Consider the following 14110-nt stretch of genomic DNA (forward strand, 5'->3'; position numbering starts at 1 on the left):
TCCCCTCACCCGACCTTCGGCCACCCTCTCCCCAGGGGAGAGGGGCTGGGGGTGAGGGGAAAAGTCTTTCTCTTCTGAAAGGACAGATTTCGATATGGGTAAAGAGCTTTTCCTTGAAATAGGCACCGAAGAGATCCCGGCGGGCTTCATCCCCCGGGCCATGGCCGAGATGGAGGCCCTCCTGGCGAAGGAGCTGGAGCACGCCCGCATCGCCTTCGGCGACATCCGGACCCTCGGCACCCCCCGGCGCCTGGCCCTGGCGGTGAAGGGACTGCCGGCGGTCCAGCCCGACGCGGAGATTACCGCCATGGGGCCGGCGAAGAACGTGGCCTTCGACGCCGAAGGAAAGCCCACCAAGGCTGCCGAAGGGTTCGCCCGGGGGCAGGGGGTGGACGTGGCCTCCCTGACGCTCGTCACCACCGAGAAGGGTGAGTACGTGGCCGCCGTCCGCAAGGAGAGCGGCCGTCCGGTGCCGGACCTCCTGGCCGAGATCCTGCCACGGCTCGTTGCAAATATTCCGTTCCGCAAGTCCATGCGCTGGGGCGATCTCGATGTCCGCTTCGCACGGCCCATCCACTGGATCGTGGCCCTGTTCGACGGCATCGTGGTCCCCTTCGGTTTCGGGAACATCGAGAGCGGCACCATCTCCCGGGGTCACCGCTTCATGGCCAACCAGCCGTTCCCGGTGCGGGACTTCGCCCATTACCTGGATGAGTGCGAGCGCCACTTCGTCATCCCCGACCCTGAGCGGAGAAAAGAGATCATCCGCCGGGAGATCCACCGGGTGGCCAAGACGGCCGGCGGTCACCTCCTCCCCGACGAGGGGCTCCTCGAAGAAGTCTCCTATCTCTGCGAGTACCCGAGCGCGGTCCACGGCACCTTCTCCGCCGAGTTCCTGAAGGTTCCCCGTGAAGTCCTCATCACCTCCATGCGGAGCCACCAGCGCTACTTCTCCATCGTCGACGACGCCGGGAAACTTCTCCCCGGCTTCATCACCATCAATAACACCCTCACCGAGGATCCCACCGTGGTGGTCAAGGGGAACGAGCGGGTGCTCCGGGCCCGCCTCTCCGACGCCCGCTTCTTCTTCGAGGAAGATAAGAAGGTCGCGCTTTCGACCCGGGTGGAGTCCCTGAAGAACGTGGTCTACCAGCAGAAGCTCGGCACCTCCTTTGAAAAGATGGAGCGGTTCCGGGCCCAGGCCGAAGGGCTGGCCGACCTCCTGAACCCGGCGGTGAAGGGGAAGGCCTCCCGGGCCGCGTTCCTCTGCAAGGCTGATCTGGTCTCCGGCATGGTGGGGGAATTCCCTGAGGTGCAGGGGATCATGGGGCGCGAGTATGCCCTCATCGAGGGTGAGGACGCCGAGGTGGCAGCGGCCATCGCCGAGCACTACCTCCCGACCCAGGCCGGGGGCGAGCTGCCGTCGTCGGACATCGGCGCCTTCGTCTCCATGGCCGACAAGCTGGACACCATCTGCGGCTGCTTCGGCGTGGGGCTCATTCCCACCGGCTCCGCCGATCCCTACGCCCTGCGCCGCTCGGCCCTGGGGATCATCAATATCATCCTCGACAAGGGGTACCGCCTCTCCCTGGAGGAGCAGGTGGACAAGGCCCTGGGGCTCCTGGCCCCCAAGCTCACCCGCCCGGCCGCCGATGTGAAGGCCGACGTGCTGGAGTTCTTCCGGGGACGGTTCGTGAACCTCATGGCCGACCGCTACGCCGCCGACGCGGTGGAGGCCGCCGTGGCCGCTGGCTGCGCCGACCTGGTGGATGCTGCCGCCCGCATCGCTGCCCTGGCCCAGTTCAAGTCCCACCCCGACTTCGAGCCCCTGGCCGTGGCCTTCAAGCGGGTCGGCAACATCGTGAAGGAAGGGGTGGACGTCGCAGTGGATCCGGCCCTCTTCCAGGACCCTGCCGAGGGGCTCCTCCACGATGCCGTCCAGGGTGTCGCCGCATCGGTACGCGGTAAGATCGCCGGTCGTGCCTATCTGGACGCCCTCACGGAGATCGCCGCCCTGCGGGGTCCCGTCGACACCTTCTTCGACAAGGTCATGGTCATGGCCGAGGATGAACGGGTGCGGACCAACCGCCTGGCGCTCCTGACAGGGATCGCCCGGATGCTCGGTACCATCGCCGATTTCGCCAAGATAGCCGCCTAGCCCACGCTAGGCGGCTTTTTTCATGTTTTAGCCCGGCTGAATCGTATTGAGTGACACTTAATAAAATTTAATACAGCTGAAGGGTTTTGACTTTCAGTAAACGGCGGTTCCACCGCCACAACCACAGAGGAGGAGTGCAATGGCTGAAAAGTATGTCTATTTCTTCGGTAGCGGCGAGGCAGAGGGAAAGGCCGACATGAAGAACCTGCTGGGGGGCAAGGGGGCCAACCTGGCGGAGATGACCTCCATCGGACTGCCGGTTCCCCCCGGCTTCACCATCACCACCGAGGTCTGCACCTACTACTACGCCAACAACCAGAGCTATCCGCCGGTTCTCGCCGCCGAGGTGGCCGCGAACCTGAAGAAGGTGGAAGCCATCATGGAGCGGACCTTCGGCGACCCGAAGAATCCCCTGCTGGTGTCGGTCCGCTCCGGTGCCCGGGCTTCCATGCCGGGGATGATGGATACGATTCTCAACCTGGGGCTGAACGACGAGACGGTGCAGGGAATCATCGCCCAGAGCGGCGACGAGCGCTTCGCCTATGACGCCTACCGCCGCTTCGTGCAGATGTACTCCGACGTGGTCATGGGAATGGACAAGGAAACCCTTGAGCACCTGCTGGAAGAGAAGAAGGAGGAGAAGGGGGTCCATCTGGACACCGACCTCACCGCCGCCGACTGGAAGGAGCTTGTCGGCGCCTTCAAGGCGAAGATCAGGGAGACCCTGGGGAAGGCGTTCCCCGAGGATCCACAGGAGCAGCTCTGGGGTGCCGTGGGCGCCGTATTCGGCTCCTGGATGAACCAGCGGGCCATCACCTACCGCCGGCTCAACGGCATCCCCGCCGACTGGGGTACCGCCGTCAACGTCCAGTCCATGGTCTACGGCAACATGGGGAACGACTGCGCCACCGGCGTCGCCTTCACCCGGGACCCCTCCACCGGCGAGGACTACTTCTACGGCGAGTATCTGGTGAACGCCCAGGGGGAGGACGTGGTGGCCGGCATCCGGACCCCGCAGCCCATCAACCGCGCCAACAGCAAGGACACCACCCTCCCCGCCATGGAAGAGGTTATGCCCGAGTGCTACAGGCAGCTGGCGGATATCCGCGGCGTCCTGGAGAAGCACTACAAGGATATGCAGGACATCGAGTTTACCATCGAGAAGGGTAAGCTCTTCATGCTCCAGACCCGCAACGGCAAGCGGACCGCCACGGCCGCCATCAAGATCGCCGTTGACATGGTGAAGGAGGGGCTCATCGACCAGAAGACCGCTGTGCTGCGGGTCTCCCCCTCCCAACTGGACCAGCTCCTCCACCCCTCCCTCGATCCCAAGGCCCCGAAGAAGATTATCGCCAAGGGGCTTCCTGCATCGCCGGGCGCTGCATCGGGTGAGGTGGTCTTCACCGCCGACGAGGCCGAGGCCGCCGGCCGGCTGGGGCTCAGGGTTATTCTCGTGCGGGTCGAAACCTCTCCGGAAGACATCCACGGCATGCACGCGGCCCAGGGGATCCTCACCGCCCGGGGGGGCATGACCTCCCACGCGGCGGTCGTGGCCCGGGGGATGGGGAAGTGCTGCGTGGCCGGCTGCGGCGACATCAAGGTGGATTATGCCACCAGCCAGTTTGTTACCGCCAAGGGGCAGGTGGTGAAAAAGGGCGACACGGTCACCCTTGACGGCTCCACCGGCGAGGTGATTCTCGGTGAGGTTCCCACCGTGGCGCCCCAGCTTACGGGCGACTTCGGCATCCTCATGGGATGGGTCGACAGCTACCGCAAGCTCAAGGTCCGGACCAACGCCGACACCCCCAATGATTCCCGCGTGGCCCGCGAGTTCGGGGCCGAAGGGATCGGGCTCTGCCGCACCGAGCACATGTTCTTCGAGGCGGACCGGATTGCCGCCGTCCGCGAGATGATCCTCGCCGAGGACGTGGAAGGGCGCAAAAAAGCCCTGGCCAAGATTCTCCCCATGCAGAAGGGGGATTTTCTCGGCATCTTCCGGGAGATGAAGGACCTGCCGGTCACCATCCGCCTCCTGGATCCGCCCCTGCACGAGTTCCTCCCCCAGGAGGAGAAGGACGTGGAGGCCCTGGCGAAGACCATGGGGGTCACGGTCCAGACCCTGAAGAACAAGGTGGAATTCCTCCACGAGTTCAACCCGATGCTGGGCCACCGGGGGTGCCGCCTGGGGCTCACCTTCCCGGAGATCTACGACATGCAGGTTCAGGCCATCATGGAGGCCGCCTGCGAGCTGAACAAGAACGAAGGGTTCACCATCGTCCCCGAGATCATGATTCCGCTGGTGGGTGTGGTGAGCGAGCTGGCGCGGCTGCGGGAGAACACCGTGCGGGTCTGCGAGGAGGTCATCGCCCGCTACGGCGTGAAGGTGGAGTACCTGATCGGCACCATGATCGAGCTTCCCCGGGCCGCCCTGACCGCCGACGAGATCGCCCGCGAGGCCGACTTCTTCTCCTTCGGCACCAACGACCTGACCCAGACCACCTTCGGCCTCTCCCGGGACGATGCCGGCAAGTTCCTGCCATTCTACGTGGAGAGCGGGCTCCTTGAGGAGGACCCCTTCGTCTCCCTGGACCAGAACGGCGTCGGCGTCCTCGTGAAGATGGCGGTGGAGAAAGGGCGCGCCAGCCGGCCCGGCATCAAGCTCGGCATCTGCGGCGAGCACGGCGGCGACCCGTCGTCGGTCATCTTCTGCCACAAGATCGGCCTCGACTACGTATCCTGCTCCCCCTTCCGGGTCCCCATCGCCCGCCTTGCCGCAGCCCACGCGGTTCTGAACGAAGGGAACTGATTCTTCCGCAGCACCAGCGTATCGCCTTGAAAAGCCCCGGTCATCCGGGGCTTTTTTTCATAACACGCGCTCCCGTCACGCTCTTCACGATCCCTTCCTCTAATCACAAAATCAAAACGCGTTTTAAATCCATTAAAGTGTCGCCCACCCTGTGCCGATAAGATATCAGATGTAAGTTTGTCGGTGGAGGTGTCGCGATATGTTCAGAAACAGGCTCGAATTCAAAGTGCTGGGAATTATTGGCGCAACCCTGTTTGTGGGGTTTGCCATCCTCGGCGTTACCGCCATCTGGCTGGAATACACCGCCCTGATGAAGCTCCAGACCAACAACACCCGGGGCCTCTCCACCCTTATCGTTCAGGAAATTGCCGAGTACATGATGGCGGGGGACATGGCGGTGATCGAGCGGTATGTTCAGAGGGTAAAGGGGAAAGGGACGGTGCTCGACCTGAAAGTGTTCGGCCCCGGCGGGAAGCCGTCAGGGAGCAAGAGTGCTCCCCCCGAACCGGCCGTGGTGGAGGCCATGGCGGCTGGCCGCGCCGGAGAGCGGCGGCACACTTTGGACGACGGCAGGCATGTGCTGAGTTTTGCCGTTCCCCTGGTGAACGAGGAGCGCTGCACGTCGTGCCACGAAAAGAGCGCCCGGTACACCGGTGCCATACCTCCCTTCAGGAAGGATACACAAGTGCCCGAAACCTGACCGTTGCCCTCACCGCAGCGGGCGTTATCTTCTTCCTGGCCATGCTCGGCGCCATGTACCTGTTCTTCCGGCGGACCCTTGTGCGCAATATCCGTGAGCTATCCGGCAGGATCCAGGTCATCGCCCACGGCGAGGGGGATCTCACCTCCCAGGTTCCGGTCCGCACCAGCGACGAGCTGGGCGAGCTGGCCGAGGGAGTCAACATGCTGATCGCCAAGCTGCGGGAGATTGTGACATCCCTCTACAGTCAGGCGGGGCACATCGCCATATCGGCCTGCCGCACCGTCAAGGAGACCGAAGGGCTTGTCTCCTCTACAGCCGAGCAGAAGGACCTTTCCACCTCGGTGGCGGTGGCGTCGGAGGAGATGTCGGCCACCCTGAACGACGTGGCAGTAACCACCCAGCGGGCGGCCCAGCTCTCTCTGAATGTGGACCAGGCCGCCAAGGTGGGGATGACGACCGTGGAGGAGACCTCCCTGAGCATAGACCAGATCCGTTCCAGCGTCCTCGGCACCCTTGACGCCATGGGGAAGCTGGAGCTCTCCTCAGGACAGATCGGCGAGATCGTCGGGATCATCGAGGATATTGCCGATCAGACTAACCTTTTGGCCCTCAACGCTGCCATTGAGGCGGCCAGGGCCGGCGATGCGGGGCGGGGATTCGCGGTGGTGGCCAACGAGGTGAAGACCCTCTCGAACCGTACCGCCGCGTCGACGCGGCAGATTGCCACCATTGTCCGGAGCATCCAGGGAGAGATCGGGGCGGTGGTTGCCGCCATCGACGAAGGAAAGGCGAAAGTGGAGGAGGGAGTCGAGAAGGCGGGTCATGCCCGGCAGCAGCTGGAGGGGATTCTCCGGCTGGCTGAGGAGTCCACGGACATGATCAACCAGATTGCCACGGCCACCGAGGAGCAGAGCGCCACAACTGTCGAGATTACGGAGAAGATCGGTCAGGTGTCAACGACGGCGGGATCGGTGAACGGCCAGATGGAGGAGACGGCCCGCATATTCCGCGAGCTTTCGGAAACGGCCGAGAAGATCTACGGTACCGTGGGCCGATTCAGTGTGGGATGCTACCACGATGCCGTCAAGGGGTATGCCGCGGAGTTGCGCGATCGGGTGACGGCAGTCATCGAGAAGGCGTTGGCGGAGCGTAAGATTACCCTCGATATCCTCTTCAGCGCCGATTACACGCCAATTCCGAACACTGCGCCCCAGAAGTACCGCACCCCCTCCGACCGGTTCTTCGACGAGCTCATCTCGCCAATCCAGGAGGAGGTTCTGGCCCGCGACGGGGGCATGTACTACGCCATCTGCGTCGACCGCAAGGGGTACTGTCCCTCCCACAACCTGCGCTATTCCCGTCCCCTTACCGGCGACCCCGCCGTGGACAAGGACCACAACCGCACCAAACGGATCTTCAACGACCGGACCGGCATCCGCTGCGCCACCAATACGCAGAGCTTCCTGCTCCAGACCTACCTGAGGGACACGGGGGAGGTGATGAACGACCTGTCGACGCCGATAACCATCGGCGGCAGGCAGTGGGGGGCCGTAAGGATCGGCTATCGGGCCGACGACTGAGGCTCTAAACCCGGAATCCGGTCATCGCTTCGTTCAGTTCGTCGATCTGGCGGGTGAGGCCGGTGACGGCCCCTTCCATGACCCTGGTGGTCTCCACATTTCCTTCGGACGTCCGCACCATGTTATCCACTGCCTGGACGATCTTTTCGGTGCTCTCGGTCTGGACCTGGCATGCCTGGCGGATCGTGGCGATCATTCGGGTGATCCCCTCGCTGGACCTGACGATGAGGGTGCTTGCGTTGCGCTGCTCCTGGGTGGAGTGTCGCACCTGTGAGGTGAGGTTCTTCATCCGGCCCACGGCGTCCGAGATGAGCCCTGTGCCGTAGGCCTGTTCTTCGGTGGCCCGCGCGATCTGTTCCACCATGCCGGCCACTCGCTCCACGGCGCCCCGCATATGTTCGCTGGCCTGGGCCTGCTCCACGGTGGTGCGAGCGATCTCGTTCACCTGCCCCGCCGCCATCTTCACGCCGTCGACAATCTTGTGGAGCGCCTCTCCCGAGCGGTACGACAGTTTCTCCCCTTCGGTGATCCGCAGTTCCGCGTGCCTGATGGCCGTCACCGCCCGCTCGCTCTCTTCCCGCAGCCCCGTGATGATGGTGCCGATCTCACCGGTTGAACTGGTGGTCCGCTTGGCGAGTTCCTTGATTTCATTGGCCACCACCGCAAACCCCTTGCCGTGTTCGCCCGCTTGGGCCGCGATGATGGAGGCGTTCAAGGCGAGGAGTTTGGTCTGCTCAGCAATCTCGTTGATGACCGAAATGATCGTGCCGATGTGTCCCACCCGCTGCGACAGGGTCTCGATGGTTTCCCCCACGGAACGGGAGGAGCGGCGGATCTCGTCGATGCCGGAGATGGTGCTCTCCACCGATTCGCGCCCCTGCTCCGCGTCCCGCAGTACCTCTTCGGAGATGGCGGCGGTCTCCACAACGCTCTTTTCTATCTGCTTGATGGACGTATCCATCTCGGCCACCAGCGATGCGGTCCGCATGGCGTCGTTCATGAGGGTGGAGGCATTGGAGCCGATCTCTTTCTCGGCAGCGGCCATCTGGATAATGGAGGAACTTACCTCCTCCACGGCGTTTGCGAGGGAATCCACATGGTTGGCCACCTCCTCGATGCTGGCCGACATCTGGAGGACCGACGAGGAGTTTTCGGCGGCGGTGCGGGAAAGCTGTTCCACCGACAGGGCCACGTCGGTAACCGACCGGTCGATGGCGTGGATCCCTTCGGTGGTCCCCTGGACCGCCTCGGCCTGGACCTCTGCCGTGTCGACGCCCCGGTTGGCCGAAGCCTTGACCGTTGCCGCAATGGCGCGCAACTCGGTCACCGATGATTTTACCTTGGTGACCGTCCCGGCCAGGTGCTGGAGCATAGCGTTGAAGTTGGTGGAGAGCAGCCCCAGTTCGTCCTCTGTCTCGTCCCTGATCGTGATGGTCAGATCCCCCTCGGCTCCCCGGTCCATGGCTCCAGCCAATTTATTGACTCTCGTCACCAGCTTTCTGGCGGTGAGCATCCAGAGGACAAAGAGAAACAGGGCGGCATTGACGAGGGAGAGGCCGAGGGTGAGGTGGGCGTATCCCTGGGCCGCCGGTGTGTCGCCGGCGTGGGAGCCAGCGGAATAGGCGCAGATGCTTCCGATCAGGGCAATGACGAAGCCCCCAAGGAGCGAGAAGCGGATCAGCCTTGAGCCGAGGCGCAGGTTGTTTGCCATTATGGTCTCCTTATGCGGTGACGTACCAGGGAGGTTTCGCTGATGCCCAGCGCAGGGGGCGGGCCATGGTGTCGGGCAATTTCATTAAGATGCAAAGGATGTACCCGTATCTGTCGGGGTGCAGGGTCAGCCGAAGCGGTAGACCCGTTTGCCCCCGTGGTAAAGTTCAATGGGGCCGTCCTCCGATACCTTGATGACGCGGCCGAAGTAGGAGGCGGCGCTGGCTGCCGTGGTCCGTCCTCCCCCGGCCACCACTTCGCGCGTGTGGGAGGTGTCGATGATAAACCCCGTCTCCAGGAGCCTCCCCTTCGTGCTGAAGACCGTCATGCCGTCCGACGAAAGGAGCCGGAGCAGTTCTCCCGACTCTTTGAGCCTGCCGATGGTCTTTCCCTTTACGTTGCCGAAGAGGAGTGCCCCGAGGGGATCGCCTCCTCCCACGGAGCCCCGTTTCAGGGGGGCAAGCTGCCGGGGGCTCCGCTCGTGGATCAGGACGACAGTGCCGTGGCGGGTCTTGGAGAGGGTGTAGACCGTCCAGAGCAGGTGGTTGATCTCCTCGTTTCCGAGGCTTGCGGCCAGAAAGGAGCGGATGATGTCCGGGTCGAAGATCCCCCACTGACCCCGCCGCCGTACCAGGAGCTTGTCGGGGCTGATGATGACTTCGATCTCCGACGCCTCGTTGACCTTTACGGCGAAGGCTCCGGTGCCGGCGCTCTGCAGCAGCGCGAAGGCCCCCTGGTGGGTCTGACGGTCAACCTCCTCCCGTTCGGCCGTGGCTCTGGTCTTGATGATGCCGCTCACCTGCATCTGGATGTTGCCGACAAAAAGGGAACTCACCCCGTCGATGAACCGGTAGGTGAGCGGGTTGGCGAAAAAATCCGCATTGATGGTCTGGGGAGGGTGGAGATCGGTCCAGTCGTACTTCTGGGACCGGACCCGCCGGCTGAACTCCGGGAGCTTGGTCCGGTGAATGAGGAACCCGGTGGTGGCCGGTTTCCCCTCGTAGCGCTGGTAGGAGAGATTCTTCAGGAGCTGGATCAGTTGCTGGATCGACCAGAAGGCCTTGCGGTGGTCCCCTCGCAGGAAGCGGGCCACGGTGATATCCATGATCGACGCCAGGAGCGCCGTGCGGAAATGGGCGGCGTACCCCTCCTGCTTGAACCCGGTGAACAGGGCGGCGAACGCGGCCAGGAGTTCGCGGCAGAAGACTTCCTCCGTTCGCGTGAAGGGGATGGCTCCGCGCCGCGCCGTAAATGTGTAGGGGAGATTGTCGATGGTGATCGCTTCGACCAGAGCCGGACCCTCTCCTCCGGGGGCCTCTTCCCCGGGGATAAGACTTACCGTGGCCCCGCCGAGGAGGGTCTGAATGTTTCCCTTAATGTCATCGAAGGCTGCTGTCGGCATCGGGTACTCCCGGTTCGTGGGGGTGGCGGCTTACATTCTAGCATCGGGGGAGACCGGCGACAACTGCCGGGGACGAAATAGCGGCTGTAAAACGTCAAAAGGGGATGGACCTCCCATCCCCTTCTAATCCTAGGAATTAGATTTATTTAACGGCAACCTGGAGCCGGGCAACGCCCGGTATCTCGGCCACGAGTTCGTCTCCCGGGACAATGGCGCTGACGCCGGCGGGGGTGCCGGTGAGGATGATGTCGCCCGGTTCCAAGGTGAATATTCCCGAGAGGTAGCTGATAATCTCGCGAACCGTGTGGATCATGAGGGAGGTGGAGCCGTCCTGGCGCGTCTTGCCGTTGACGGTGAGAAGGATTCGCAAATTTTGCGGGTCGGTGATCCGGTCGGCGGGGACGAAGGGGGAGAGGGGGCAGGCGGTGTCGAATCCCTTGGCTATTTCCCAGGGGAGTCCTTTTTTCTTGAGCTCGGCCTGCACGTCACGGAGCGTCAGGTCGATGGCGACGCCGTAGCCGGCCACGTGCTCCAGGGCGCGTTCGGCCGGGATATCCTTTCCCGTGGTTCCGATGAGGATCGCCAACTCCGCTTCGTGGTGGCACTCCTTGGAGTAGGGGGGAATAACGATGGTGCCGCCGTCTTCGATGACCGAGGTGGCGGGCTTCATGAAGATGACCGGCGTGTCGGGCGTCTCGTTTCCCAGTTCCCTGATATGCTCCACGTAATTGCGGCCGATGCAGAGGATTTTACCGATGGGATACTCCGTGCCGCTTTCGGCCAAGGTGGCAAATTTCATGATATCCCTCCTGAATGGGAAAAGGGCGGGTTGAAATCCGCCCCTACAGATTGCCCGCTTTAAGGCAGGCGCCGGTGAGCCGGCATCCCTGCCACGTGCCGCGGCGTTTCAGTTCGTTCACGATGGAATACCACATCTGGTTGTTCTTCAGGTCCCAGGTGGGGGCCACCCGGATGGCGAGGGGGGCCGAGCCGAAGAGGCGCTGGATGGCGATGCGCGACGGCAGGAGCTCCAGAAAGTCGCAGGCCGTGGCCACGTACTCTTCGTGAGTGATGGGTACGAACTCGCCCCGGTGGTAGAGCTCGGCCAGTCGTGTCCCCTTCACCGCGTGGAGCTGATGGAGCTTCACCGAGTTCACCGGAAGCCCCGCGATCAAATCGGCGGTCCGGAGGAACCCTTCGCGGGTTTCTCCGGGGAAGCCGTAGATCAGGTGGGTGCAGAGATCGATACCTCGGCCGGCGATCCGCCCCACGGCATCGAGATACTCGGCCAGGGTGTGTCCCCGGCCGATCTGCTGGAGGATGGCATCGTCCATGGACTGAAGGCCCAGCTCGATACAGACGTAGTGGCGCTTCGCCAAGTCGGCCAGAAGATCCATGGCCTCGTCCGACAGGGAGTCGGGGCGGGTGCCGACCGAGATGCCGACCACCTCCGGATGGGCCAGGGCACGGGTGTAGAGGTCCCTGAGCCTGTCGACAGGGGCGTAGGTGTTGGTGAACTTCTGGAAGTAGACAATGAATTTCTCGCTCCCCAGGCGGTGCCGGTGGTAGGCCATCCCCTCGGTCATCTGGAGCTCGATCGGTTTCTCGGCTACCGTTCCCCCGGGGGAGAAGGAGGCATTGTCGCAGTAGATGCACCCCCCCGTCCCCCGCGTGCCGTCGCGGTTGGGGCAGGTGAACCCTCCGTCCACGTTCACCTTGCTCACGCGGCAACCGAAGCGGCGGCGCAGGTACGTGCCGTAGGAGTGGAAACGGAGATCGGGATGGATGAGCGAATCGGGCATCGGTTACTCGGTGCGGTTTTCCGGCGCCAGGAGCGACAGGAAGGCACGGGCTTCTTCTGTGGGGTTGCCGGCGCTGATGATGGCAGAGATGAGGGCGACGCCGGCGGCGCCTGCAGCCATGACCTCGCTGGTATTGCCCCGGGAGATGCCGCCAAGGGCGAAGACCGGGATGCGAAGAAGCCCCACCGCTTCGGCCAGCTGTTCTACCCCCACCGGGTCGCCATAGGCAGCCTTCGAGGGGGTAGGGTAGACGGGGCCGAAGGTGATGAAGTCGGCTCCCAACCTCTCGGCAGCCAAGGCACCCTTGAGGCCGTGGCAGGAGACGCCGACGAGTCTCTCCGTGCCGAGAAGCCGTTGGGCCACATCGGCGGGGATGCTCGCTTCCCCCAGGTGTACGCCGTCGGCTCCCACCGCAAGGGCGACATCCACCCGATCATTGATGAGGAGTTTCGCCCCGTAACGGTCGGTCAACTCCCGCATTGCACGGGCCAGCTCCAGAAGTTCCCGGGGGAAGAGGTCCTTTTCCCGAAGCTGTATGGCCCGCACCCCTCCCGCCAGGGCCTCCTCCACCACGGCCAGGAGATCCCGGCCAACCGTCTGGTGCCGGTCGGTGATGAGGTAGAGGGGAAAATCGACTTTACTCAATCATTCCCTCGATGGGGCTCGATGCGGTGGCGTAGAGTTTTTTCGGGATGCGTCCCGCCCGGTAGGCGAGCCGTCCCGCCCGCACCGCCAGGTTCATGGCCTCGGCCATGGCGATGGGGTCCTTGGCGCCGGCAATGCCGGTGTTCATGAGGACGCCGTCAACGCCCAGTTCCATTGCAATTGCCGCGTCGGAGGCGGTTCCCACGCCGGCATCCACGATGACCGGCACTTTCACCGTCTCCATGATGATCCGGATGGTGTAGGGATTGCGGATGCCGAGGCCGCTCCCGATGGGGGCACCCAGGGGCATGACCGCTGCGCAGCCGATATCCTCCAGCTTCTTGCAGACGATGGGGTCGTCGCTCGTATAGGGGAGGACGGTGAACCCTTCCTTGACAAGGATCGTGGCCGCCTTGAGGAGTTCCTCATTGTCGGGGTAGAGGGTCTTCTCGTTGCCGAGGACCTCCAGTTTCACCATGTCGCTCATGCCCGCCTCCCGGGCCAATCGGCAGGTGCGGACCGCGTCGTCGGCCGTGTAGCAGCCGGCGGTGTTGGGGAGAAGCGTATATTTCTTCGTGTCGATGAAGTCCAGGAGCGACTCTTTGGAGCGGTCGGTGATGTTCACCCGCCGCACCGCCACGGTGATGATCTCGGCACCCGAGGCCTCCAGGGCCGCCACCATCTGCTCGTTGCTGGCGTATTTGCCGGTCCCGACCATGAGGCGGGAGCTGAACTCCCGGCCGGCGATGATCAGCTTGTCGTTTGTAGTGGACATGGGTAAGTCTCCTTTGTTATCCGCCGCCCACGAAGTGGACGATCTCGATCCGGTCTCCGGCGTTGAGTTGGGTCGATTCGTACGCACCCTTGGGGAGGATGTCGTGGTTCAGTTCCACGGCCACCCTCCGGGGGTCGATGTCGAGGGAACGGAGGAGTTCCTGAATCGACATGGGGGTGGCAGCCCGTGTTTCGCCATTGAGAATGATTTCCATTGCTGTCTCCAGGTGCCCGTGCCGCCCGCGGCGGCCGATGGTATGCATGATCGTGTAAACAAAAAAAGCCGCAGAAGCGGCCCGTGGTCGAGGAGTGACCATGGTGGACGCTTCCCTACGCCGGCATTATCCGGATCAGGTTCAAAGGGTTGTCCGCCGCGGTGCGACAGACTCTCAGTCGAAACTCCCCTAGCGAGTTGGCGATATATGGTTGTAAAACGGTGTAACCTCCGAACAAAGCTAGCAAGTATGCCCGGGTTCGTCAAGCGTTTTCAAGTGATGGCATGTGGTGGAGGATAGGAGGGAGACGGTTGG

The 14110-nt window shown here is 63.3% G+C and carries 9 protein-coding genes, 1 pseudogene and 1 riboswitch; of the genes and pseudogenes, 3 read left to right on the forward strand and 7 right to left on the reverse strand.

The genetic code is table 11. From position 1 onward, the window contains the following. The first annotated feature begins 94 nt into the window (after positions 1-94). The 3 genes and pseudogenes from glyS to RCH91_RS08240 all read left to right on the forward strand — a co-directional run bounded on the left by glyS (position 95) and on the right by RCH91_RS08240 (position 7247). On the forward strand, positions 95-2158 hold the full coding sequence (gene glyS / locus RCH91_RS08225; protein ID WP_306534149.1) for a glycine--tRNA ligase subunit beta: 2064 nt from the start codon (positions 95-97) through the stop codon (positions 2156-2158). Between the two features lie 139 nt (positions 2159-2297). After that, positions 2298-4964, forward strand: coding sequence for a pyruvate, phosphate dikinase (ppdK, locus tag RCH91_RS08230; protein ID WP_306534150.1), 2667 nt, complete (start codon positions 2298-2300; stop codon positions 4962-4964). 199 nt (positions 4965-5163) lie between these two features. Beyond that, a pseudogene (locus RCH91_RS08240) lies at positions 5164-7247 on the forward strand (methyl-accepting chemotaxis protein). A gap of 4 nt (positions 7248-7251) precedes the next feature. Here RCH91_RS08240 and RCH91_RS08245 read toward each other — a convergent pair. The 7 genes from RCH91_RS08245 to thiS form a co-directional block, all read right to left on the reverse strand. Further along, entirely contained in the window at positions 7252-8958 is a 1707-nt protein-coding gene (locus RCH91_RS08245; protein ID WP_306534153.1) for a methyl-accepting chemotaxis protein, read from the reverse strand. A gap of 126 nt (positions 8959-9084) precedes the next feature. Continuing rightward, positions 9085-10359: a hypothetical protein gene (locus tag RCH91_RS08250; RefSeq protein ID WP_306534154.1), complete on the reverse strand. Its 1275-nt coding sequence runs from the start codon at positions 10357-10359 to the stop codon at positions 9085-9087. Between the two features lie 142 nt (positions 10360-10501). Then, positions 10502-11158: a fumarylacetoacetate hydrolase family protein gene (locus RCH91_RS08255; RefSeq protein ID WP_306534155.1), complete on the reverse strand. Its 657-nt coding sequence runs from the start codon at positions 11156-11158 to the stop codon at positions 10502-10504. A gap of 43 nt (positions 11159-11201) precedes the next feature. Then, positions 11202-12161 (reverse strand): TIGR01212 family radical SAM protein, encoded by a 960-nt coding sequence (locus RCH91_RS08260; protein WP_306534156.1) that lies wholly within the window; start codon positions 12159-12161, stop codon positions 11202-11204. 3 nt (positions 12162-12164) lie between these two features. Beyond that, complete coding sequence (gene thiE, locus RCH91_RS08265; protein WP_306534157.1) at positions 12165-12806, reverse strand: thiamine phosphate synthase; 642 nt, start codon at positions 12804-12806, stop codon at positions 12165-12167. Beyond that, on the reverse strand, positions 12799-13581 hold the full coding sequence (locus tag RCH91_RS08270) for a thiazole synthase (RefSeq protein ID WP_306534158.1): 783 nt from the start codon (positions 13579-13581) through the stop codon (positions 12799-12801). The genes thiE and RCH91_RS08270 overlap by 8 nt, the downstream gene beginning before the upstream one ends. Before the next feature lie 16 nt (positions 13582-13597). After that, positions 13598-13795: a sulfur carrier protein ThiS gene (gene thiS, locus RCH91_RS08275; RefSeq protein ID WP_306534159.1), complete on the reverse strand. Its 198-nt coding sequence runs from the start codon at positions 13793-13795 to the stop codon at positions 13598-13600. Between the two features lie 95 nt (positions 13796-13890). Beyond that, a riboswitch (TPP riboswitch) is annotated at positions 13891-13996 on the reverse strand. Positions 13997-14110 lie beyond the last annotated feature (114 nt).

The organism is Geobacter sp. (assembly GCF_030834625.1).
Classification (GTDB): domain Bacteria; phylum Desulfobacterota; class Desulfuromonadia; order Geobacterales; family Geobacteraceae; genus Geobacter.